28 protein-coding genes are annotated in these 23,663 nt (G+C 40.6%); 10 read left to right on the top strand and 18 right to left on the bottom strand.

The features are described 5' to 3' along the window. The first annotated feature begins 38 nt into the window (after positions 1 to 38). Together AACM45_RS03600 and AACM45_RS03595 are read left to right on the top strand one after the other, a co-directional pair. Positions 39 to 326 (top strand): hypothetical protein, encoded by a 288-nt coding sequence (locus AACM45_RS03600; protein WP_339140820.1) that lies wholly within the window; start codon positions 39 to 41, stop codon positions 324 to 326. Between the two features lie 33 nt (positions 327 to 359). Then, the gene (locus AACM45_RS03595) at positions 360 to 1,409 is read left to right on the top strand and encodes a M14 family metallopeptidase (protein WP_339140819.1); all 1,050 of its coding nucleotides are present in this window, start codon (positions 360 to 362) and stop codon (positions 1,407 to 1,409) included. Positions 1,410 to 1,438: 29 nt separating this feature from the next. Here AACM45_RS03595 and AACM45_RS03590 read toward each other — a convergent pair whose 3' ends face one another. The 13 genes from AACM45_RS03590 to AACM45_RS03530 form a co-directional block, all read right to left on the bottom strand. Continuing rightward, positions 1,439 to 1,846 carry a MerC domain-containing protein gene (locus AACM45_RS03590; protein ID WP_339140817.1) on the bottom strand — a complete coding sequence of 136 codons (408 nt, stop codon included), beginning with the start codon at positions 1,844 to 1,846 and terminating at the stop codon, positions 1,439 to 1,441. Positions 1,847 to 2,179: 333 nt separating this feature from the next. Next, on the bottom strand, positions 2,180 to 2,512 hold the full coding sequence (locus AACM45_RS03585; protein ID WP_339140815.1) for a hypothetical protein: 333 nt from the start codon (positions 2,510 to 2,512) through the stop codon (positions 2,180 to 2,182). A 73-nt stretch (positions 2,513 to 2,585) separates the two neighbouring features. Continuing rightward, positions 2,586 to 3,227, bottom strand: coding sequence for a GTP cyclohydrolase (locus tag AACM45_RS03580; RefSeq protein WP_339140814.1), 642 nt, complete (start codon positions 3,225 to 3,227; stop codon positions 2,586 to 2,588). Between the two features lie 125 nt (positions 3,228 to 3,352). Continuing rightward, positions 3,353 to 5,761 (bottom strand): TonB-dependent receptor, encoded by a 2,409-nt coding sequence (locus tag AACM45_RS03575; protein WP_339140812.1) that lies wholly within the window; start codon positions 5,759 to 5,761, stop codon positions 3,353 to 3,355. Between the two features lie 85 nt (positions 5,762 to 5,846). Next, the gene (locus AACM45_RS03570) at positions 5,847 to 6,143 is read right to left on the bottom strand and encodes a hypothetical protein (protein WP_339140810.1); all 297 of its coding nucleotides are present in this window, start codon (positions 6,141 to 6,143) and stop codon (positions 5,847 to 5,849) included. 55 nt (positions 6,144 to 6,198) lie between these two features. Next, positions 6,199 to 6,501 carry a DUF6787 family protein gene (locus tag AACM45_RS03565; protein WP_339140809.1) on the bottom strand — a complete coding sequence of 101 codons (303 nt, stop codon included), beginning with the start codon at positions 6,499 to 6,501 and terminating at the stop codon, positions 6,199 to 6,201. A gap of 29 nt (positions 6,502 to 6,530) precedes the next feature. Further along, positions 6,531 to 6,983, bottom strand: coding sequence for a DUF6146 family protein (locus AACM45_RS03560; RefSeq protein WP_339140808.1), 453 nt, complete (start codon positions 6,981 to 6,983; stop codon positions 6,531 to 6,533). A 67-nt stretch (positions 6,984 to 7,050) separates the two neighbouring features. Continuing rightward, entirely contained in the window at positions 7,051 to 7,692 is a 642-nt protein-coding gene (locus tag AACM45_RS03555) for a DUF937 domain-containing protein (protein WP_339140807.1), read from the bottom strand. A 73-nt stretch (positions 7,693 to 7,765) separates the two neighbouring features. Beyond that, positions 7,766 to 8,716, bottom strand: a complete 951-nt coding sequence (locus AACM45_RS03550; protein WP_339140806.1) for a D-2-hydroxyacid dehydrogenase — start codon at positions 8,714 to 8,716, stop codon at positions 7,766 to 7,768. 16 nt (positions 8,717 to 8,732) lie between these two features. Beyond that, positions 8,733 to 8,990 (bottom strand): four helix bundle protein, encoded by a 258-nt coding sequence (locus tag AACM45_RS03545; RefSeq protein ID WP_339140804.1) that lies wholly within the window; start codon positions 8,988 to 8,990, stop codon positions 8,733 to 8,735. After that, positions 8,938 to 9,081, bottom strand: coding sequence for a four helix bundle protein (locus tag AACM45_RS03540; RefSeq protein ID WP_339140803.1), 144 nt, complete (start codon positions 9,079 to 9,081; stop codon positions 8,938 to 8,940). Before AACM45_RS03540 ends, AACM45_RS03545 begins: the two co-directional genes overlap by 53 nt. A gap of 34 nt (positions 9,082 to 9,115) precedes the next feature. After that, positions 9,116 to 10,180 carry a 3-phosphoserine/phosphohydroxythreonine transaminase gene (serC, locus tag AACM45_RS03535; RefSeq protein WP_339140802.1) on the bottom strand — a complete coding sequence of 355 codons (1,065 nt, stop codon included), beginning with the start codon at positions 10,178 to 10,180 and terminating at the stop codon, positions 9,116 to 9,118. 84 nt (positions 10,181 to 10,264) lie between these two features. Then, positions 10,265 to 11,320, bottom strand: coding sequence for an acyl-CoA reductase (locus AACM45_RS03530; RefSeq protein ID WP_339140800.1), 1,056 nt, complete (start codon positions 11,318 to 11,320; stop codon positions 10,265 to 10,267). A gap of 83 nt (positions 11,321 to 11,403) precedes the next feature. On the opposite strand from AACM45_RS03530, the gene AACM45_RS03525 reads away from it, so the two are divergent. The 6 genes from AACM45_RS03525 to AACM45_RS03500 all read left to right on the top strand — a co-directional run bounded on the left by AACM45_RS03525 (position 11,404) and on the right by AACM45_RS03500 (position 19,028). Continuing rightward, entirely contained in the window at positions 11,404 to 11,757 is a 354-nt protein-coding gene (locus AACM45_RS03525; RefSeq protein WP_339140798.1) for a 4Fe-4S dicluster domain-containing protein, read from the top strand. A gap of 48 nt (positions 11,758 to 11,805) precedes the next feature. Continuing rightward, the gene (locus AACM45_RS03520) at positions 11,806 to 11,931 is read left to right on the top strand and encodes a hypothetical protein (RefSeq protein WP_339140796.1); all 126 of its coding nucleotides are present in this window, start codon (positions 11,806 to 11,808) and stop codon (positions 11,929 to 11,931) included. A gap of 235 nt (positions 11,932 to 12,166) precedes the next feature. Further along, entirely contained in the window at positions 12,167 to 13,261 is a 1,095-nt protein-coding gene (gene ychF, locus AACM45_RS03515; protein ID WP_339140794.1) for a redox-regulated ATPase YchF, read from the top strand. Between the two features lie 232 nt (positions 13,262 to 13,493). Beyond that, positions 13,494 to 15,350: a DNA topoisomerase IV subunit B gene (locus AACM45_RS03510; protein WP_339140793.1), complete on the top strand. Its 1,857-nt coding sequence runs from the start codon at positions 13,494 to 13,496 to the stop codon at positions 15,348 to 15,350. 27 nt (positions 15,351 to 15,377) lie between these two features. After that, complete coding sequence (locus AACM45_RS03505; protein WP_339140792.1) at positions 15,378 to 18,005, top strand: DNA gyrase/topoisomerase IV subunit A; 2,628 nt, start codon at positions 15,378 to 15,380, stop codon at positions 18,003 to 18,005. A 66-nt stretch (positions 18,006 to 18,071) separates the two neighbouring features. Next, on the top strand, positions 18,072 to 19,028 hold the full coding sequence (locus tag AACM45_RS03500) for a sterol desaturase family protein (protein WP_339140790.1): 957 nt from the start codon (positions 18,072 to 18,074) through the stop codon (positions 19,026 to 19,028). Between the two features lie 69 nt (positions 19,029 to 19,097). Here the strand turns inward: AACM45_RS03500 and AACM45_RS03495 are convergent, their stop codons facing one another. Genes AACM45_RS03495 through AACM45_RS03485 form a run of 3 tightly spaced genes read right to left on the bottom strand, consistent with a single transcriptional unit; the run spans position 19,098 to position 20,727 of the window. Further along, positions 19,098 to 19,910, bottom strand: a complete 813-nt coding sequence (locus AACM45_RS03495) for a TerC family protein (RefSeq protein ID WP_339140788.1) — start codon at positions 19,908 to 19,910, stop codon at positions 19,098 to 19,100. 2 nt (positions 19,911 to 19,912) lie between these two features. After that, positions 19,913 to 20,290, bottom strand: coding sequence for a DNA topoisomerase IV (locus AACM45_RS03490; protein WP_339140786.1), 378 nt, complete (start codon positions 20,288 to 20,290; stop codon positions 19,913 to 19,915). 38 nt (positions 20,291 to 20,328) lie between these two features. After that, complete coding sequence (locus tag AACM45_RS03485; RefSeq protein WP_339140784.1) at positions 20,329 to 20,727, bottom strand: helix-turn-helix transcriptional regulator; 399 nt, start codon at positions 20,725 to 20,727, stop codon at positions 20,329 to 20,331. Positions 20,728 to 21,157: 430 nt separating this feature from the next. Between AACM45_RS03485 and AACM45_RS03480 the strand changes: the two genes are divergently transcribed. Together AACM45_RS03480 and AACM45_RS03475 are read left to right on the top strand one after the other, a co-directional pair. After that, entirely contained in the window at positions 21,158 to 21,637 is a 480-nt protein-coding gene (locus AACM45_RS03480) for an Lrp/AsnC family transcriptional regulator (protein WP_339140783.1), read from the top strand. After that, positions 21,637 to 22,161, top strand: a complete 525-nt coding sequence (locus AACM45_RS03475) for a DinB family protein (RefSeq protein WP_339140781.1) — start codon at positions 21,637 to 21,639, stop codon at positions 22,159 to 22,161. Before AACM45_RS03480 ends, AACM45_RS03475 begins: the two co-directional genes overlap by 1 nt. Positions 22,162 to 22,190: 29 nt before the next feature. Here AACM45_RS03475 and AACM45_RS03470 read toward each other — a convergent pair whose 3' ends face one another. Together AACM45_RS03470 and aroB are read right to left on the bottom strand one after the other, a co-directional pair. Further along, positions 22,191 to 22,490: a hypothetical protein gene (locus AACM45_RS03470; protein WP_339140780.1), complete on the bottom strand. Its 300-nt coding sequence runs from the start codon at positions 22,488 to 22,490 to the stop codon at positions 22,191 to 22,193. 93 nt (positions 22,491 to 22,583) lie between these two features. Further along, entirely contained in the window at positions 22,584 to 23,642 is a 1,059-nt protein-coding gene (gene aroB, locus AACM45_RS03465) for a 3-dehydroquinate synthase (protein WP_339140779.1), read from the bottom strand. Positions 23,643 to 23,663: the final 21 nt, after the last annotated feature.

Below are 23,663 nucleotides of genomic sequence, written 5' to 3'. Positions count from 1 at the left end.
AATTTGTTGTATTCCAAACGGAAGTAGTACTTTTCAGCATGTCAAAATTAAAGGACACGAAATTTCAAAACCTGTTTCTCAGTTTATTGTTTGACGCCTTGGGCATGCTTTCATTTGCAATACCGGGTATTGGTGAGTTTACCGATGTCATCTGGGCCCCAATAGCAGGTTGGTTGATGACCCGAATGTATAAGGGAAAATTAGGCCAAGCGGCAGGTGTGGTCACTTTTGTTGAAGAGCTCGTACCTGGGTTGGACGTTGTACCCACCTTCACTATCATGTGGATTTACACCTACTTGCTTAAAACAAAAAAAAAGGAATCTTAAAGTGTTTTGCGGGCCTAATCAATTCAGTTTGAAATGAAAAAAATCCTTCAAGCGTTATTACTTATTGTATTTCAGCTTTCATTGGCTCAAAACACGTTCAAAGCTAGTTTTGAAAATAGCATAAGGCCCTCAAAGGAACAGATACGTATCGATGTTTCCGATGATTTAGGGAATACAGGGTATTTACCGGTTTCCATTGTGAAAGGCAGTACTAAGGGACCTATTTTTACAATAATCGCTGGAGTCCATGGTTTTGAATATCCTCCAATAATTGCAACACAGCAATTACTACAAGAAATAGATACAGCCAAGCTCAAAGGCACCCTAATTTTTATTCCCATAGCCAATAGGGGTTCATTTTATTCCCGCACACCCTTCATGAACCCGCAAGACAATGTCAATTTGAACAGTGCTTTTCCGGGTAATTCAACAGGGACGATTACCCAACGTTTGGCCAATGTGATTACCAAAAATATTATTCCGGTAACCGATGTTCTTTTAGATATTCATGGTGGGGATGCCCCAGAAGATCTATTATCATTCATATGTTACTACGATAACAAAAACAGACCTAAGCAAACCAAAAAGGCTAGGGAGCTTTCAGAAAAAAGTGGATTTGAATACGTGGTATCTTACCCCTACACCATAGCTGACAATGAGCCAGCAAAATATACTTTTAAGCAGGCGGTTCAAGATGGTAAGGTTGGCTTAAGTATGGAAAGTGGAAAATTAGGGAATGTACATGAAGAAGCGGTTGCGTTAATAAAGAATGGGGTGTACAATATACTTGCTGAAATGAACATGTATGGCCACAGTACATTGCATAGCCCTAATTTTACAAAACTTAATGATCAAGTGTATATCAGCTCGAAAGTTCAAGGTATATTTTATAGTTCATACAAAGCTGGTGACTTCGTTACAGAAGGTGAGCTTATTGGATATACTACTGATGAATTCGGCACGGTAATCGAGGAATATAAAGCCTCAAAAACCGGTATCATTTTATACATGCTTAAAACACCACCCGTCAATATAGGTGACACCGTGATGTGTTTGAGCTCGTATTTAAAAGAAAACGAGTAGGTACATCACGGACCTCAAGTATCAGTTCACTAACTGTGTGTACAACATTCGTCACCCGCACATTTGCAATACTTTCTGTTATACAAGTGCAAAAATATGAGGCTTACGGATGGTACATATATAGCCTCTTCCAGCAATGAAAAGAAAGAAAACTTTTCATTCAAGATTACTGTTGCCAAAAGTATCCAACTTATCCAAAGCGCCAATCGAACCTGTGGTTTTGAGCTAGTTTTACCCGACCACCATACTGCGACCAATGAAACCACGAAAAAGAGGATATCGAGAAAATCCCACCATTGTGGATGAGAATCATAATGTATACTTAAACCTGCCTGCGCAACGAATAGAAAAGGAGTCGTAATGTAATGTATCAAGCACAGGCCACTGGCTAGCGCTCCGATTAGATTATGTGACAATGCTGTTTTTAATGTTCTCATATGGAATTTAGAACTGTTTAAAAAAGTAATTTTACTAATGGTTTGTGCACTACATTGTACAAGGTGGAAAACATTGGTTTGTGTATTGCTCAACTAAATATGCAAATGAAAACGTTTGATACTTCTAACTGAACCTAATATTCCATCTTCCTTAGTAACCAAAACTCTTGTGCTGATAAAATGTTGATAATTATACTTTTAGGTTTAACCTAAGTCTTAAACTATTTTTAGGATAAATCGCTTTAGTTTAATAAGACTCCCCACCATTTTTACTAGCAATATCATAGGCCGTCAAATACAATGTCTATTCAAAGGCTTTTAAGAAAAAATAATCTACCGGGAAGAAAAGGGTGGACCCCTCATTGAAAGGACCTTAAGTCTTCTTTCTAAGAAAACATCCTTATGGGTGGAAATTAAAATACCAAGTAAGGCAGTGAAGACCAAAACCAACGTGTTGGACCATATACCAAAAGATTGCCCCAAAAATTGGGCGCATAGCTCACAGGCAATATTGGTTTCGTCAATTTGGGAATGGATACCCATATCAGTGCTATGGGCCTCAAAACCATGGGCGATAAAAACATGAATGGTATGGAATGTCAACTGCAGCAGCAATACGGCTGCCAGTAGCATTACAATATACCTATTTGTTTTCTCGCTTCTCATTGAAAAGAAGGGAGTAGCAGTACACTACTCCCAATATTACTACTAATTAATCGAATTCTTTGGGTACTTGTATTTACTGAATGTTCAACAAAAATGATAAGTTGAAATCAGTATCGCCATCGGTAGCACCAGTGGTGGCCGTCTTAATATCTGGCTGGTGCTGTAACCTTGCGGTGAAATTGCCTCCAGCTAAGGGGGCAGCTCCGGTAGTCCACGTAGTCTCTAGCCCAACGGGGTTTCCTGATCCATCTTGGTTGTCAGAATCCTCATCTTCATAATTTATTGGGTTGGATGCCATATCGATATTACCATCACCAGTAGGGTCAGCAAATGCGCCATCAGTGAAACTGAAGAAAATCTGATGTTCATCATCTTCGTCTTCAATCTCTTCACCGATATCTTCGACATCGTTTGGATTTAAAGCGTTCTGAATTACAAATGTTAAGACGTAAGTCGTATTCACACTTAGGGTAATGCCAGCAGGATCTACGATTAAATCTTGAACGCCTTCCCCATCTGGATCTACGGCAGATGCGGTTACCACATCAGTCGGGTCTGTAGTGTTGGTAAATACCAACGAAACATTGGTAATGACCTCTACTTCTTCTTCTTCTTCTGGTGCGGCATCATCATCATCACTACAACCTACTATGGCAATAGCGGCAAACAAAAGGGCCATTAAACGCAAATTTTTCAATTGATCGATCGTTTTCATTTTTTCTTTTTTTTAAGGATTTAATTGTTTTACTAATTCTAAGTTACTATTGTGGTACTATCTTTTTAAATTGTTAAGGTGCTCTAGCCGTCATGGATATATATAGGGATATTTTGATACCGCATTTACTTTGAGTTAAATTTATAATTCAAGGTGAATAGGATGTTTCTTCCGGGTTCATCGGCAAAAAACCGCAGTTCATTCAAATAATCCCGATAACGGGAATTCAATAGGTTTTGTGCCGTAACACTTGCACTCAGGTTTTTCCAACCAAAGGTCCAGGAAAGATCCAATAAAAAATAACCTTCGGGGGCATCGGTGAAATCAAAGATTTCAGAATCGCTCGTTATCATTTCGGACCCATCTACCAAACTTTCAATCGAAACTGTACGTGGCGCTTGAAATTGTCTAAAAGTGTAGCTTGGGCGTATGGTCCATTTCGAGGAATCAAACTTCCAGATTTTACCTTGGTTCCATTCCAATCCATAACTGGTCGAGATAGGGGGTTGGTTGATCAAGGCCTCATTCTCGCCTATGTTTCTCGACCACAAGTAATTGATGCCAAAAGTTCCTGAAATTTGATTGGTCCATTGCCTTTTCCAACTGTAATCGGCACCTAAGAACAAGGCATCCACTTGATTATAAATAAAAGCTGTCGTCGGTCCCCTTACGCTTCCCGAGACTGTTATGGGTCTATCAAAAATATAGTTGTCTATAAAATGGGAATAGACGGTAAGCTTGTGGGAGTTACCGTTCTTATTGGTCTCAAATTCGTTAATGAACTTAAAACCCCGTTCGGGCTCGACATTACTATCATCCAGTGCAATTACCTCACTCGTGTCAATGGGGAAATCACCATCACTGTCCGTAAATCGCAGTAAGCCATAAATCAGTCTAAAACCTTCTTGCCCAAAGCTGAAAAGTTCTGCCACATTGGGGGTACGCCATGCCGAACCGATATTTGTCCTGAAAACACTATTTTCAGAAAAACGCCTTACATAACCCAATGATGCCGTGAAGTTCGTAAAACTATAGTTGTCCCTAAAGATATCTTGATTGGTCTCTCGACCTCGTACATCGTTGGTCTCAAAATCAAAACGAAGGCCGGCTTCAAAGGTGTTTTTTCCAAAAGTAATGCTCTCTACCCCAAAAGCGCTAAACCGATCCGTGTTGTAGTTGGGAATAAAAGGAGTGGTCTGGGTACCCGGGTTATTGTCATTGTTCTGACTAAAATATTGAACACCGAGTAGGCCGTCCAATCCATGCCATTTAGGATGTTTCCACGCCAACTGGTAATCGTAGGTCAATAAATCAAGGTCGATGATGGGCAGTTCAATATTTCTGCGTACATCAAATTCATCTCGTTGATTCAATTGTATTCCGCCGATAAGTGTAAGTTTTCCTGTATCTGAATACCACCAATTGACTTCTGCTTTTGCCAGATGGTGTTGTGTAGTTTGATTCGGTGCGGTAATGTCATAAGAAAAAGGGTCGGCCGGTTCAGGGGTGCTGGCATTGAATGCTTGGATCAATGCTTCGGGGCTATTTACAAAAGAGGCCCTTAGTACCCCCAGGTTTTGGTCGATATAGCTATACTGTACTTTGAAGTCCCATTCATCTTTATGGTACAATACGCCCAACCCAAAGGCACTTTCTTCTTTTCCGGTGTTGGTGAGATTATAGTCTGGGGCTTTACGATCGCCTATTCTAGTGTAGTTGCCATTGGCATAATAGCTCCACTTTTCCGTGCCGTGTCCGATTTCAAAGGTGGTATGGTATCCGCGTCCGTTGGTTTGGTACCCGGTACCGATATTCGCATACAAGGGATTGTTCAATAAAAGCGGATTGGATTCTACGACAATGGCCCCCCCGAGGGCCTCTGGCCCATAGCGCACCCCAGCGGCACCTTTTATTACCGTAATGCTATTGGCAGAGGCGATATCGATTTCAGGGGCATGATCCGTGCCCCAATTTTGAAAACCATGTTTCACGCCATTATTTAAGATTAAGATTCGATTACCGAACAAGCCATGAATGACCGGTAATTGAACATTGTTACCCGTAGAGATGAAGGTCAAACCTTGCTCTTTTGCAAGAACCGCCGCAAGTGATCGTGTCGGGTTACTGACAATCTCGGCCTTTCCTACGGTGACCTGGGCAATGGTCTCCGTACCTTCTTCCTTGTTTCGTTTCGCTTGAATGATTACCTCCTCTAAATCCGTCACCTCTTCGGTCAAGTAAAAATGCATCGCAGAATCATGTTCATGGTCTTTGGTTGAATCGGCATACCCAATACAAGAAATAATGAGCGTATTTTGTTTGGAACATAGCCCATTGATCTCGAAGTAACCTTTGCTATCGGTAGTAGTGTATTTTTTCGTACCCTCGACCTTAACAACCGCATTGGGTACGGGTTCTTCGGTATCGACGTCAAGAACCTGGCCGCTCGCTGAAAAGCTGCAAGGTCGATCCTGACCATTGATCGATACTACATAGGTAATGAAAAAAGATGCTAATAAAAGCTTAAGCTTCATTAGAGCATGACATTTAATTGTTCTTAAATACTTTGGAAACCCTTGTTTAATTTAGGATTAAAGTGAATTGAATTGAGGAAAGACCTTATATTAAGGTAGGAGGGGGACGACCGAAACGAGCGTCATCAAAATGTGATTTGAGCTGAATGCCTTCATAGGTAGCTACCTGTTTTGAAAAAACAGGAACCTCATCAGCCTCTGGATGAACAATTTGATCGGGAGTAAAAAATTCAACGACCTGGTTCGCAATGGCGTGCTCGCAGAGCTCGCAATCATCAACATGGGTATCGTCGGAATAATGGGAGTAGATAGGTAAAGCAGATACCTTTAAGGCAATCAGCGCAAACAATAAAAGTGTATACAACTGCTTTTTGGTTACCATAAGCTACAAATCTAAGTTTTTTGCCCAAACCGCCAATGTTAATAAAATCATAATTCTATTTAAATAAAAAGCCCAAGCCTAAGCGTTTCAGCATTTTCTTTTCAAAAGCCCAAAAGAACGTAAACTGGCCGAATAGCCATCCGAAGAAAACCAATAAAACTTGGTAGATGGGGAAAATAAGCAGAATACGAACAGGCCAGTAGATCCAACCAGAAACCATTTCCTTTTCCAAACCAATAAAATTGGTCAATGGAGCGGCCAATTTCGCTGAAGCACTGCCCGTAATCGCAAAAACTATAAATATGATTATGATCTGAAAATTGGAGTCAATGCCCCATCGTTGCTTTAGCTTTTCCATTGAATAAATTTGCAGCGCAAATGTAAAACTTATATTCTGGGAAGAAAAGGCCCCAATCGTTGATTAAAGCGTCGTTGAAAATAGATGAAATAATTATAAAGCTGGTAATTGACATCATAACCATAGTCGATGCCATGTTCGTAATTGATTTGCAATTCGTAGAGCAATGGGTCAAAAACCCTAGGTTCAAGAACCCTGCGATTCCACTCCAATACATAAAAATAGTTCCGTTGTTCTAAAAAGCTTTGGGAATAATAACCTTTAGGTTGTGCAATTTGATTCAACCACCTATTGAAGCCGATATCCATGATAATGATATCGTATTCCAAATCTGTTTCCCCGACTTCTTCGTCAGGGTCATCTTGTTGGACGAACAGTTCTTTTTCTTTTTCGGTCAATTCAACGTAATCGTCTTGGCCCAATGATGACATTGAATAGCATAAGAGGAGGATAAGGGTAAGGTATACTTGTATCTTTTTCATATTCATAAAATACGAAAAAAGCCGTTTAGAATAGCTAAACGGCTTGTTAAATCCATTTGAATAATCATTATTTTCCGAATAGGCCCCCTAGTAATCCACCGAGTCCACCTTTCTTTTGGCCATTTCCAGAAAGTACCATGCCGGCCAAATCATCGATAACGCTGCCATCACCGTCAGAATCTAAAAAGCTCTCAATCAAACTCTGTTGTTTATTGGCAGTTCGGGTGCCGCCCATAAGGCCACCCAACAATCCACTTAAGGCATCGGGACTGTTGACGTTCTGTTGTCGGGTCTGTTTACCTAGATATCCTAAAAGAATAGGTGCAGCTATCTTAAGTATTTGACCGACCGAACCGGCATCAATACCCGATTTGTTACTGAGGGCGTTTTCTACTTGAGGTTGTTTTGAACCGAATACATGACCAAGAATACCAGCACCATCGTCCATTACGTTTTGGTCGACCCCGCCACCAAAAAGGCCGCCCAGGTTATCCAATATACTGCCATCGTGCTTAGACGACAAGGCACTCATCAGGCCTTGGGCGCCACCTGGTGTCGAAGCATTTTTTTTCATCGCTCCCATGAGCAACGGCATGGCCATGGCCAATACATCTGCCGTTTTGTTCTCTGGTTGCCCGGTTTGACCTGAAACACCGCTGATCAATTGTTTGCCGATAGGGCTATTTAATAAATCCAATAATCCTGACATTTTATAGTACTGTTTAATGTTAATGCGTTAATGTACAAAAAAGAACTCGATGCACATAGTATTGGTTATAAGTCTATTGCAATAAATTGATTATTTGGGTAGCTAATTCCATTCCGATCCTTTCTTGCGCTTCTTTGGTCGCTGCGCCGATATGGGGCGTTAACGAGATATTCGGATGCATCAGGATTCGAATTTCCGGATTAGGCTCTGACTCGAATACATCAAGACCGGCAAACGAGACTTTACCGGATTCCAATGCATCTACCAAGGCGACTTCATCCAAGGTTCCTCCCCTTGATGCATTGATAATACCAACCCCGTTTTTCATCTGGTCGATTTCAGCTTTTCCAATGACATACCCTTTTTGTGCCGGAACATGAAGTGTGATGAAATCAGAAACCTTCAAAACTTCTTCCAATTTGTTGTTTTGAAGTGTAAATAGCACTTTTTGGCCATCAAAGAAATTGATTTCTACCTCTTGTGTTTCGTTGTGATGATCTGTGAACAATACCTTCATGCCAATGCCCAATGCAATCTTGGCCACTTCTTGCCCTATTCTTCCAAAACCGACAATACCAAGTGTCTTACCGCGCAGTTCACCACCGTTGGCGTATGATTTTTTTAATTTTTTGAATCCACTATCGCCTTCTAAGGGCATATTACGGTTGGCATCATATAAGTAACGCACCCCACCGAACAAATGGGCGAAGACCAACTCGGAAACTGATTGGGATGAGGCCCCTGGGGTATTGATGACGTGGATGCCTTTTTCTTTTGCATGATCACCATCGATATTGTCCATACCAACACCGCCACGTCCAATAAGTTTTAAAGTAGGGCAAGCATCAATCAAATCTTTTCGAACTTCGGTAGCGCTTCGTACCAAAAGGGCGTCAACCTGATTTTCGTTGATGAACTTCTTCAATTGTTCTTGGGCGACCCTAGTGGTGATAACCTCAAAGTTGGCTTTCTGCAACTCTTTAATTGCGGGTGGTGAAATTCCGTCGTTTGCAAGTACTCTCATTTGTCAATGTTAAATGCTAAGTTTTAAGTTGGCTTGTTTTTACAATTTTTGTCAGGATTTTAATCAATTCTTCCGTATCCTCTAAATAAGAATTTACAGGCGATTCAACTATTTTTGCTTCTTTTATGAGCCTTAACCAATATCTTGTTTCCCCAGCCTCTTTAGAGGCAATGGCCATTTTTGCAATAAAATCTTTTTTTGTTTGCCCCGCCCCAGCTTCACTAATATTTATTTGCACCAATACTGGTTGCTGAGCGCAATAGCTGATTGGCAAAAATAAATTCGTGTTGATCCCTAAGCAATTTTACAAGTGAAATGATACTTAATGAAAATTCAAAGCTTTTATTCTCTAAGATACTAGTCATTTAAAGCTTGAAATTTAAGACTTAAAATTAAAAATCATCCTTTACGTTCCAGTTCACTCATGATGTCGACTAAAGTACCTACACTCTCTAATGATAGGGCATTGTACATTGAAGCGCGATAACCACCTACCGAACGATGACCATTGATTCCATTGATTCCGGCCTCTTTGCATTTGGAATCAAAGACTTCTTTTAGGGTGTCGTCGGTAATATTGAAGGTTGCGTTCATATGAGAACGATCTTCTTTGGCCGCAAATCCAGAGAAAACCGGATTCAAGTCAATTTCTGAATAGATAAGGTTGGCCTTTTTTTCGTTGAGTTCTTCGATCGCAGCGATGCCCCCCAAGTCTTTTAGCCATTGTAGGGTCAACATCGATACATATACCGCAAAAACGGGCGGTGTATTGAACATACTATCTTTTGCGATATGGGTCTTATAATCCAACATGGAAGGAATTTTTCTGGAAACCTTTCCGAGAACGGACTCTTTGACTACTATTAAAGTGGTACCGGCAGGGCCCATATTCTTCTGCGCACCTGCATAGATCAAATCAAATTGGGAAAAGTCTAATTGGCGTGAGAAAATATCGGAACTCATATCACAGACTAACGGACAATCCGTTTTCGGAAATTCTTTGATTTGGGTACCAAAAATGGTATTGTTCGATGTTAAATGCAAATAATCCAACCCCTTGGGAATAGTATATCCTTTTGGGATATAATTGAAGTTTTGTTCTTGTGAGGATGCTACCTCTACCACCTCACCGAACAAACGTGCTTCTTTAATGGCTTTCAAGCTCCAAGTTCCCGTATTCACGTAGCCTGCTTTTGTTTCCAACAGGTTGAAGGCAGCGGTCAAAAATTGGGTGCTCGCCCCACCTTGCAAAAATAAAGCGGTATATCCTTTACCTTCTAAACCAAGAAGTTCCAACGCCAACGAACGTGCAGTTTCCATGATTTCAACAAATGCCGCGCTTCGATGCGATATTTCAATAAGGGAAAGTCCGCTTCCATCTAACTCTATGACGGCTTCTGCTGCCTTTTGCATTACTGTTTTCGGAAGAATACATGGACCGGCACTGAAATTGTGTTTTTGCATGGTGCTATATTATATGGATATTACAATAAGGGGCAAAGGTCTTAAAATTTTAGCGAATGGAAAACAACGATTTTTATAGTTGACTTAAGACGGGTTCAGGGTCAATAAGAATTGAATGGTATCGATATTATCGGCATAATCCATTAAACCGGGCTTCTGGGTAGTACCAAAAGCGATACCATTTAGGACATTTGAATTGCCCACTACACATTGCAACTTTTCTGTTTCAGTTTTTAGTTTTTTTGTCAACTCCTCGATTTTTGAATAGCGCTCAAAATATAAAGTACCGATTGGAGACCCATAATTTTCATCTTCTTTTAAGAGCAAGAAGTTATTGTCTAAAACCTTAAAATCTGACATTAAAAAGACGGCTTTGTTGTAGTCGTAATTGTTGGCATATTTATGGTTATCGATTATGGATTGGTATTCGAATATGGCCTCAAAGAAAATCTTGAAATCATAATCTTCAGGAACGAATAATTTGGATACACTTCTGCAGCCCAAGCCAAAATATTGAAAAATATCCTGCCCCAAGGCCTTCAATGCCTCTTGGGATTCATCCCCGCTGAGCACGGCTATGGAATTTCGGTTTTTACGGATGATATTGGGGTATTTGCCAAAATAATATTCAAAATAACGCCCTGTATTGGTACTTCCGGTCGCAATTACGGCATCAAAGGCCTCTAATTTAGTTTCGGTAAAACGAATTTTGCCTTCTAAAGATGCATTTTCGAAAGTTAGATACCTCGCGATAAAAGGTAAGAGCAGATTATCGTTTGAGGATAGTTTTGCCAATACTTTATGGCCGGTAACCAATACACAGATAAAATCATGAAAACCGACCAAAGGGATATTGCCTGCCATAATAATGGCTATGGTTTTTGGTTCGCTGTTTGGCTTGAAGCTATAAGCCCTCAGCCAATTTTCAAGATTCTCTTTGGTCAGCACTTCACCCCATTGGGTCAAAGCGAATATGACGTTTTCCCTTGTGAACCATCCGTTACTTTGTTTGCCCCTTTTTATTATTTCTTCTAATTCAATCGACCATTTATCCGTTTTTTGCGTTTGGGTATCACAAAAATCCCTTAAAAATTTTCCTAGATTACTAAAAGCGCTTAAAATACCCGGTTGTGCCTCCATTATATTTGTAAGGTAATGTTTTGGGGTTTATTTTTGTGTAAAAATAGCAATGCTGGGTCACTCTGGCATGAAAAAAGAAGATTATGGCGATTATTATTACCGATGAGTGCATCAATTGTGGGGCTTGTGAACCTGAATGTCCGAATACCGCAATTTATGAAGGTGCTGATGAGTGGCGTTACAGTGATGGAACATCCCTAACGGGAGATGTCGTGTTGCCTGATGGAAAAGCGGTGAACGCCGATGAGGTACAAGAGCCCATAAGCGATGAGATCTATTATATTTCACCAGATAAGTGTACTGAATGTATGGGTTTTCATGAAGAACCGCAGTGTGCTGCCGTGTGTCCAGTAGATTGCTGTGTTCCCGATGAAGATAGGGAAGAAACCGAAGAAGAACTTTTAGGGAAGCAGAAGTTTATGCATCCCGATGGATAGCACTATCTAAATTTAAACAGTCCCGAATTTTAATGATTCGGGTTTTTTATGGAAAAAGAGCAAGAATATAGTGGAATCTGGAAGAATATTGGATGCATACTCTCTGCCATCGCGATTTTTGGTATTCTAGCTTTTATCGGTATTATGGCATATCAATTGTTCAGCGGTCTTTAGCGACGGGACTGTTTGGAAATTTCACTGTTATTTTCACGGAATCCATTTTCAAAAAGTCTCTCGGTTTAATGGAAAACTTTAAGAATAATAGAGGCTAAATCGCTTTGCTTGGTGAGACTTAAACCTTTTTACATTTTAATTATGTTCCATCTCTACCCCCATCAAAAGGTTTAAACTTAAAGTCATATTTTTGCACGCTATTTTAGTCTAATGTCTAGAATCTAATTTCTTTTTTATGAAAGCCGGAATCGTAGGATTGCCAAATGTGGGGAAATCGACCCTTTTTAATTGTTTGTCCAATGCAAAAGCACAAAGCGCTAACTTTCCTTTTTGTACCATCGAGCCTAATATTGGGGTGGTCAATGTGCCCGATACCAGATTGGAAAAACTGGAATCACTGGTCAATCCAGAAAAGGTTATCCCTGCGACGGTAGAAATCGTTGACATTGCCGGTCTGGTAAAAGGTGCCAGTAAGGGCGAGGGACTGGGTAACCAGTTCTTGGGCAATATTCGTGAGACCGATGCGATTCTTCATGTTTTACGCTGTTTCGATAACGATAATATCGTGCATGTCGATGGTTCCGTAGACCCTACACGGGATAAGGAAACCATTGATATCGAATTACAGCTTCGAGATTTGGAAAGTGTGGAAAAGAAGCTTGACAAGGTAAAACGCGCTGCAAAAACGGGGAATAAAGAGGCGCAAAAAGAAGAAGCGGTACTCATAAAACTCAAAGAGGGCCTTGAAGCTGGGATATCAGTGCGTGCTATTGCGTTGACCGATGATGAACGAATGGATTACGTTAAGCCTTTACAATTGATCACCGATAAGCCGGTGCTCTATGTCTGTAATGTTGATGAAGATGGTGCAGCAAATGGCAATGACTATGTTGAAAAGGTAAAAGCAACGGTCGCCAATGAGAATGCCGAGGTCATTTTTTTGGCCGTGGGTACGGAAGCGGACATCACCGAATTGGAAACGTTTGAAGAACGGCAGCTATTTTTAGAAGATTTGGGACTTTCTGAGCCGGGTTCAGCAAAATTGATTCGGGGTGCCTATAAACTGTTGAATCTTGAAACGTATTTCACAGCGGGACCCAAAGAAGTACGGGCGTGGACGATACCTATTGGGGCGACCGCTCCGCAAGCTGCTGGGGTGATCCACACCGATTTCGAAAAAGGGTTTATTCGCGCTGAAGTGATTTCATATGACGATTATATAAGCTATGGCAGTGAGGCCAAGGTAAAAGAAGCCGGTAAGATGCGGGTCGAAGGGAAGGAGTATATCGTTAAAGACGGCGATGTGATGCACTTTAGGTTCAATGTTTAGTTTCTTAAAATCGTTGATGCACACCTACGCAGCAATATTGATGAAAAATCGATAGTGTTTTATTTCTTCTATCAACAATTACCCGTATTTTTTGTTGATTACTTTCCGCAGCAGGCATTTTGATTTTTGCCCCTAAATTCTATATTAGTGCGATGTAGAAGTTGTTGACCGGGGAACTCCCATAAAATTCAAAAACCATTTTGACGATTGATAACCTACAAAAAGTATAAAGATGGCAAATACCCAATATACCGAAGATAACATACGCTCCCTTGACTGGAAAGAGCATATTCGCATGCGTCCGGGTATGTATATCGGTAAATTGGGCGATGGGTCGTCTGCCGATGATGGCATCTATATCCTTTTGAAGGAGGTCATTGACAACTGTATTGATGAGTTTGTTATGGGGGCCGGAAAGACCATCGAGATCAATATCAAAGATAGTGAAGTGCGTGTTCGTGATTATGGGCGTGGCATTCCATTAGGGAAAGTGGTCGATGTGGTCTCAAAAATGAACACGGGCGGAAAGTATGATTCAAGGGCCTTTAAAAAATCAGTGGGGCTGAATGGGGTAGGTACGAAAGCTGTCAATGCGCTGTCAAATTTTTTCAAGGTAGAATCCATACGCGATGGACAATCAAAGGCCGCATCGTTTAAAGCAGGCAATCTTGTTCAAGAAGATTTGGTCGATTCCACAAAACGTCGGGGCACCAAAGTAACCTTTGTGCCAGATGAGACCATCTTCAAAAAATACAAGTACCGTAATGAGTATGTAGAACGCATGCTCAAGAATTATGTATACTTAAATCCAGGACTGACCATAGTTTTTAACGGTGAAAAGTTTCATTCTGAAAACGGCCTGAAAGACCTTTTGGAGGATAATAACAACCAAGAAGATTTTTTGTATCCGATCATCCACCTCAAAGGCGATGATATTGAAGTGGCGATAACCCATAGTAAGACCCAGTACAGTGAAGAGTACCATTCTTTTGTCAACGGGCAGCATACCACCCAGGGCGGTACCCACCAAGCAGCTTTTCGAGAAGCTATCGTGCGGACGGTCCGTGATTTTTATGGAAAGAACTACGATGCTTCCGATATCAGAAAATCAATCATTTCCGCCATTGCGATCAAAGTAATGGAACCGGTATTTGAAAGTCAGACCAAGACAAAATTGGGCTCTACGGATATGGGAGGGGATCTGCCCACGGTACGCACCTATATCAACGACTTTATCGGCAGGTATTTGGATAACTACCTACATAAGAATCCCGCCGCCGCTGAGGCACTTCAAAAAAAAATCGTTCAAGCGGAAAAAGAACGAAAAGAACTGTCCGGAATTCGAAAATTGGCACGTGATAGGGCGAAAAAAGCAAGTCTTCACAATAAGAAACTTCGTGATTGTAGGGTACACCTTCAAGACATGAAGAAAGACAGGCGGTTAGAGAGCACATTGTTCATTACCGAAGGGGATTCCGCATCGGGCTCCATAACCAAATCAAGGGATGTCAATACCCAGGCGGTATTCAGTCTCAGGGGAAAGCCACTGAACTCTTACGGAATGTCTAAAAAAATCGTTTATGAAAACGAAGAGTTCAATTTGCTTCAGGCAGCCTTGAATATTGAGGATTCGATGGAAGACCTGCGATACAATAATATCGTCATTGCTACGGATGCCGATGTTGACGGTATGCATATTCGATTACTATTGATTACTTTTTTTCTCCAGTTTTTTCCAGAATTGATAAAAGAGAACCATTTGTACATTCTGCAAACACCACTGTTCAGGGTTCGAAATAAAAAGGAAACGATTTACTGCTATAGCGAAGAAGAACGGCGAAATGCAATCGAAAAATTAACGGGTAAACCCGAGATTACCCGATTTAAGGGTTTGGGCGAGATTTCCCCCGACGAGTTCAAATATTTTATCGGCGATGATATTCGTTTAGAACCGGTAATGTTGGATAAGGCCATGTCCATAGAGGAATTATTGAAGTTCTACATGGGGAAAAATACGCCTGATAGGCAAGAATTCATCATTAAAAATCTTAAAGTAGAACTTGATTTAGTTGAAGAAAATCAACTGTAAATCATATTTATAAGCGATTTGTAATACATGGAAGAGAACGAAGAGTTGACAGAGGGGTTTTCAAATCAAGAAGAAGCTTCTGACAATGCGCTGACCCGGGTAACGGGCATGTATAAAGATTGGTTTTTAGACTATGCTTCTTACGTCATTCTTGAACGGGCGGTACCGGCAATAGAAGATGGGTTCAAGCCCGTGCAGCGTCGTATCATGCACTCGTTGAAAGAGTTGGATGATGGCAGGTATAATAAAGTAGCTAATGTAGTTGGGCATACGATGCAATATCACCCCCATGGTGACGCCAGTATCGCTGATGCCATGGTTCAGATAGGTCAGAAAGACCTGCTTATTGATACACAGGGTAACTGGGGAAATATCTTGACCGGCGACAGGGCTGCAGCTTCACGATACATAGAGGCCCGATTATCAAAGTTTGCCTTAGACGTTATTTTCAGCCCGAAAATCACCGAATGGCAACTTTCTTATGATGGTAGAAAAAAAGAGCCGGTCAATCTCCCAGTAAAGTTTCCATTGCTTCTTGCACAGGGTGCGGAGGGGATTGCGGTTGGTTTGTCAACAAAAGTGTTGCCCCACAATTTCAATGAGCTCATTGATGCCTCCATAAAACATTTAAAAGGAAAGGGGTTTAAACTGTTTCCCGATTTTCCAACGGCTGGGATCATAGATGTCACCAATTACAATGATGGCTTAAGAGGCGGTAAGATCCGTGTTCGGGCACGAATAGATACTTTTGATAAGAACACCTTGGTTATTAAGGAGATACCTTATGGAACCAATACCTCTTCTTTGATAGATTCCATACTTAAGGCGAATGACAAGGGTAAGATAAAAATCAAGAAAATCGAGGATAATACAGCTGCGGAGGTCGAGATTTTGGTCCATCTTCCCTCTGGAATATCCCCTGATAAAACGATAGATGCCCTTTATGCATTTACGGCCTGCGAATCGTCGATTTCCCCATTGGGATGTATTATTGAAGATAATAAGCCCATTTTTATGGGTATGGGCGAAATGCTTCGAAGGTCAACCGATAATACCGTGGAACTTTTAAAGGCAGAGCTTGAGATTCAATTGCACGAACTGGAAGAGCAATGGCATTTTGCTTCTTTGGAACGGATTTTCATCGAAAATCGCATCTATCGAGAAATAGAGGAAGAAGAGACTTGGGAAGGGGTCATTCAAGCTATCGATAAAGGGCTTAAGCCTCACATCGAACATTTGCGAAGGCCGGTCACTGAGGATGATATCGTGCGGTTGACCGAAATCCGTATCAAACGTATCTCGAAATTTGATTTGGACAAGGCAAAACAGCATCTGGATAATTTAGAGGAGCGCATTGCGGAGACCAAGAACCATTTGACCCACCTTGTTGATTTCGCCATTGATTATTTTCAAGACCTGAAAAAGAAATATGGCAAGGGTCGGGAGCGCAAATCTGAAATACGCATTTTTGATGATATCGAGGCGACAAAGGTCGTTATTCGTAATACAAAACTTTATGTAAATCGTGAAGAGGGCTTCGTGGGCACGTCTTTGCGTCGTGATGAATATGTTACCGATTGCAGTGATATCGATGACATCATTGTCTTTACTAAAAAAGGGGAGATGATGGTGACCAAAGTCGACGCCAAGACTTTTGTGGACAAGAACATCATTCATGTCGCTGTCTTCAAGAAAAAGGACAAGCGCACCACCTATAATATGATTTATAAAGATGGTCGTGGCGGACCGAGTTATATCAAACGCTTTAACGTAACTAGCATTACACGTGATAAGCTGTACCCTTTGACCACTGGAAAAGCCAATTCTGAGGTGCTTTATTTCACTGCAAACCCTAATGGTGAGGCTGAGGTGGTGACCGTGCATTTGCGGCAGTCTGGAAGCATTAAAAAGTTGAAATGGGATATTGATTTTGCCGATGTTTTGATCAAGGGGCGGGGCTCGAAAGGGAATATTGTGACCAAATACCCGGTGAAACGCATTGAATTGAAAGAAAAGGGGCTTTCGACCTTAAAACCCCGAAAAATATGGTTTGATGATATCGTACAGCGTCTAAATGTCGATGAGCGCGGGGAACTTTTGGGGGAATTTAGACCAGATGACATGTTGTTGGTGGCGAACCAAAAGGGTTTCGTCAAGACCATTTTACCCGATTTGAATACCCGATTCGACGATGATATGATCATCCTTGAGAAATGGAAATCCAAAAAACCGATTTCGGCAATCTACTTTGATGGTGAAAAAGAGCGGTATTACATCAAGCGCTTTTTAATTGAAAACACCAATAAAGAAGAACTTATTATAAGCGAACACCCTAAGTCACAATTAGAATTGATTTCTACGGATTGGAGACCTGTGGTCGAATTGGAATTTGTAAAACCCAGGGGCAAAGATGCCAAACCAAATTTAAAAGTGGATGTAGAGGATTTTATTTCGGTAAAAGGAATTCGTGCCATGGGCAATCAACTGACTTCAGAAAAGGTGAGGAATGTAAATTCGTTAGAATCCCTTCCTTTTGAAGAACCTGAAACACAAACAGCGCATGAAATTGAAGTTGTGGATGAAGAAAATGTTTTCAATGGGGAAACTGGCACGGATTCTGATACTAAAGGTTTAGATCAAACAACTTTGTTTTAGAACATTATTCTAGCTATTTTATGCGTTATCTATTGATACAAACCTTATTTAAATACTTGATTTTTTATGGATTTTACTAACCCGTTGGTGTACGGAGTGCCCGTTTTTATTGCGTTTATCCTATTTGAGTTAACGTATAGCAAAACACATGGTGATGATGATTTATATGATTGGAAAGATTTAGCGGCTAGTGGATTCATGGGAGTGGGCTCTGCACTTTTGGGTCCTTTGTTTAAGGTTATCTTTGCAATCGTTCTTTTTAATGGGGTCTACGAATTGTGCAATCCGCTTGTAAACGGGGTGCGTCAAAATTTTCTGGGCTACGAGTCTTTTGGGTATGTCTGGTACGTATGGCTGCTCTGTATGTTGGCCGATGATTTTACCTATTATTGGTTTCATAGGGCCAACCATGAGATTCGATTGTTGTGGGCGGCGCATATCGTACACCATTCCTCTGACAATTTCAATTTGGGCACGGCCATTAGAAACGGCTGGTTTACCATACTGTACAAACCCCTATTTTATGTGTGGATGACCGCTATCGGTTTTCCTCCTGAAATGGTGGTGGTCTGTTTGGGTATCGAGGCATTATGGCAATTTCAACTGCATTCGGTCTATGTGCCTAAACTGGGGTTTTTAGAAAAGATTTTCAACACCCATACCATGCATCAAGTACACCATGCCCAGAACGTGGAATATTTGGATAAGAACCATGGGGGTTTTCTGAACATTTTTGATAAGCTTTTCGGTACTTGGAAAGAACTTGATGATACCATTGATGTAAAGTACGGGGTAATCCATGCACCTGAATCATACAATCCTATGGTGATTTTGACACATGAGTTCAAGGATATTTGGAACGACATGAAGAAATCACCAAAACTATCCCACAAATTGATGTATGTCTTCGGTCCTCCAGGGTGGAGTCATGACGGCAGTACCATGACCGTAAAGCAACAGCAAGCTTTATTTAAGAAACAAAAGGAGGGCAATCCGAAGATGGCCTTTAGTAGGCCCAATTAGACACGCTAACATAGCTTTTTTGGTGTTCCCTGCAGCAACGGCATTGTTTTTTGGATAATCTTCAAACGATTAATCGTCAGAAGTTTTAGTTATAGGTTTTTTGTTTTTCCGCATGCGCATATCCAAAAACTCTACCATGAGTGAAAATGCAATGGCGAAGTAGAGGTATCCTTTTGGTATGGTTCCTACTTCGTTGTTGAACACTACGAGATGGGACAAGTGGGCGGCTTCTGCAATCAACATAAATCCGATCAAGATCAAAAACGAAAGACCGAGAACCTGTATCGAAGGGTGTTTGCCCACAAATTCGCCAACGGGATTGGCGAACAGCATCATGATAATGACCGATACCACAACGGCAACGATCATTAAAATAAGGGCATCGTCCGGATTTGGTGAAATACCGTTGGTCATACCGATGGCGGTTAGAATGGAATCAAAGGAAAATACGATATTTATGACCGTAATTTGAATGATGGCATTGGTCAGTGATGAAGAACGTCCCTTTTTTACCTCACGTTCATCATGCCCTCTGTCCTCAACTTTTTCATGAATCTCCTTAGTGCTCTTATAGAGTAGAAACAATCCTCCCAAAAACAAAATTAACGCTTGCCAACTGATGCCACCATGAATCCAAGACTCATTCAAGACCAGAAAAGGTTTTTTTAGTGAGGTCAACCATGTAATACCGAACAAAAGCACGATCCGCATGACCATGGCGAGCACCAACCCGATATTGGTCGCTTTCTTCCGATTTTTTTGTTCGAGTTTTCCGGCGGCAATAGATATGAAAATGATGTTGTCGATGCCTAAAACAATCTCAAGAAAAGTAAGTGTTAAAAGGGCTACCCAGGCATCGGGGCTCGCAAAAATTTCAAACATGGTCAGTTTATTTTATAAGCGGTACCCCGCAATCGCTTCGAATCGCCAACCGTACCGAATTCAAATGTATAAGAACTATCCGTAGTAGTCAAAATTTTTATTAAGATCGGTTTTTCTTCAGCCCGGTTATTAGGATTGATACGTCTTAAAACATATTCACAATCGTTGACCCATTTCACGGTCGAAGAATCTTGATTTCCTTGAAAATAGTCTATTTCAAGGGTTTCGGTACGGCTAAAATTAGTGGTTACTTCTTCGCCATCGATTGTCGAGGTAAACTTGAAGTTTCCGGTTTTAAAATCGTTACAGGCCCTTTTGGGGGGTGTCTGACATGCCATGCACAAAAAAACAAGGCCTAAAATGTGAAGGGGTGTTTTCATGATTACAAATTAACGGAATACCTGTTATTCATGAGCGCTTATTTTTCAGGATTATAAGATTCGAAGGTGCCATCTGTATAGAAAATGATGACGCGTTGTACTTTTTTAGAGGTACTTTCCTGCTTTTCAAGTGTATTGAAAGTGCTTTCTTTTGCAATGTGGGTTTGTTGTTCTTTTGGATTTCCATTTGGAGTAGGGGTGGCCTTTGAGGTTGAAACCGTGGGGAAGTTACCTTTTCCGTTGAGCAACCAGTATAAGTTCACTTCAGGAAATTTATCGATGACCTTTAACGTGAAATCCAGACTGGGTTTATTTCTACCCGATAGTAAATGTGACATGCTGGATCGTGGCACCCCAACCTGGTCTGCGAAACCTGAGGGGGTCAACTCAAAATGGCGCAAAAGCTGCTTTAACCGTAAAATAAAGTCATTGCTCACAATTGTAAATTGTTTTCATCAAAATTACGATAATATTCCGATGTAAAGTCTGCGTGAGGGCACCTAAAAACAACGTAATTATTAAATTAATGATTTCAATAATAGAATTTAAATAATTGATTTAAAAATAATTAAAAGTTTTACAATTTTGATTATGAAATTGATTTTACAATTGTTACTTTTTAAGGGATTCGCCTGTGAGGGACCTTACGAATTTGCAATAAAACAATTCACTTTTGTAAACTATCTAGGTTAATTGAAGAGTAGATGGAGGATTTTAAAGCGTTTACGTGGTCAGGTCATGTTTCAGATGACTTTTTAAGGTGAAAATTAGAATCAATAGCTATTTTCTTACATAATTTTCAAAAAAACATGGTTTTCTTTACGTAATATTTCTTAATTGATTAATTTTGTTGAAAATAATAGTGTTATGAGCAAAGTAAAGCTTGATGAAATTGATCATCAAATATTGGATATGTTAATTGACAATACCCGAACCCCTTTTACTGATATTGCAAAAAAATTGCTGATATCTGCGGGTACGGTACATGTTAGGGTCAAAAAAATGGAGGAAGCCGGAATCATCAAAGGATCTTCATTGACCTTGGATTACGTAAAATTAGGATATTCCTTTATTGCCTATGTTGGTATTTTCTTGGAGAAAACACATCAAACGAAGTTCGTTTTAGAACGACTCAATCAAATACCCTATGTCACCGTGGCCCATATCACTACTGGTAAGTTCAATATCTTTTGCAAAATAAGGGCTAAGGATACCACACATGCTAAGAACATTATTTTTAAAATTGATGATATTGAGGGTATCAGCCGAACGGAAACCATGATTTCCCTCGAAGAAAGCATCAATGATAAAAAGAGATTGATGCACACCATATTCAATGAATTGTAGTGGTTGGGTTAAAAGTCGACGAACTCTCACCTTCAGAATACCATCCCTACTATGAACCGTACATTCAGATGGTAGGGGAATCCGATTTATCGCAATGCCTAACATCTGGAATCGATGAAATGGTACATCTTGTCAATGGCATCGATCAAGAGCATATGGATTATGCCTATGATACCGATAAATGGACAATAGGGGAAGTACTGGTGCACCTGATCGATACAGAACGTATTTTTCAATACAGGGCCTTACGTTTTGCTAGGGGTGATAAAACACCTTTGACAAGTTTTGATCAAAATAGGTATGTTATGGCAAGTAAGGCCAATAAAAAAGGGAAAGAGGTTATACTTAAAGATTTCTTGGCGGTACGTCAGGCCACTATCAGTTTGTATGAAATGTTCGATACTGACGAGTTACGTCAGATGGGTATCGCCAGTGATGCCGAAATGAGCGTTCGGGCATTGGGGTTTTTGATATGTGGCCACCAAAAACATCACCTTCGAATACTTCGCGAACGCTATCTTTAGCTTAAAATGGGTAAAGTTGTCATCTCGTTTTATTCATCGCTAAATTCGAGCCCTAAATTTTCGCTTTCCAAATGGGATTCCTTTGGGGCCTTATCGAATTGTTTCTCTATATTTTCCTCAAAATTGGCAATGAAATTAGACAAGCTTTTGCTGATTTTCACCAGATAGATCGTGTCATGGGTTTTGATTTCAACTGCCTCTATTAATTCGCCATTGGCTTTTTTGAGCACGATAATGTCTTCATCGCCATAGCCATGTGGATAAAGGTCTATTAATTGCGCAGCGAGTGAGTGGTCCAATTTCTTGTAATCGATAATAACTCTTCTCATCGTAGGTTTATTTAGGTTTACGTTACCTAAACTAAATAATTTTTCATCCTATTGGGGCAAAGAGTTGTCAAACACGATTTTTAGTATATGTATTTAGGGTTCTTTGTAGTATGCAAATGCCTCATTGAAAAGATGGGTAGGTACCTTAATATCGATAACGGCCTGACCCAATTCTGCCAATAAGACAAAATTGATGTTGCCGTGCGTATTCTTTTTATCATGTTTCAATAAATCGATGATAATGGCAATATCTTTTTTAGTGAAATTCACTTTTTTAAAGTGCTTTCCGAATTCCTGCTTGATATCGTCCAATTCCATTTTTGAAAGTCCGGTCAATTTGTGTGAAAGATATCCTTCAAGGATCATTCCGATTGCGATGGCTTCACCGTGCAGCAAGGTTTTCAATTTACTGTTTTCTAGAAAATACGACTCTATGGCGTGCCCCAAGGTGTGACCAAAGTTCAACGCTTTGCGAACACCTTTTTCAGTAGGGTCTTTTGAGACGATGGTGTCCTTTATTTTAATGGACTTGCGAATGTTTTCTTCATCAAATAGATTGATGGGGCCTGAAAGTGCCTTCCAATAGGTTTTGTCAGCAATAAGGCCGTGCTTGAGCATTTCGGCGAAACCACTGCGCAACTGGTTTTCGGGTAAGGTCTTCAAAAACTCTGGAAATAGTAGTACCATTCGAGGCTGATTGATTACCCCGACTTGATTTTTTAACACGCCGAGGTCTACTCCGGTCTTACCTCCGACCGAGGCATCCACCATCGCCAAAAGGGTAGTGGGGATGTTGATAAAATCGATTCCCCTTTTAAAGGTAGAAGCAACGAACCCACCTAAATCCGTCACGACTCCTCCGCCCAGATTGATTAAAATACTTTTGCGGTCCCCGCCGTTCTGTGATAAGTCGTTCCAAACTTTGACACAAGCTTCAATGGTCTTGTTTTCTTCACCTGGCTTGATGGTGAACGTAGCTGAGGGCTCCATGGCCAATAAGTTCAAAAAGGGGCCTAGACAATACTCTTCGGTGTTTTTGTCGACCAATATAAAAATATGGGAATAGTCGTTTTGAGTCAAAAACTGGTTGAGACCAGCTTCTGCGACCTCATTAAAATAAATATCATGTGTGGTGGTTGAACCGGTATGCATAGCCATCGTATGAGCTGTAAA

The organism is Croceitalea sp. MTPC5, from assembly GCF_036985505.1.
Classification (GTDB): domain Bacteria; phylum Bacteroidota; class Bacteroidia; order Flavobacteriales; family Flavobacteriaceae; genus Croceitalea.
Note: the sequence above shows the minus strand (reverse complement) of the source record. Positions and strands in the feature narration are given on the sequence as shown.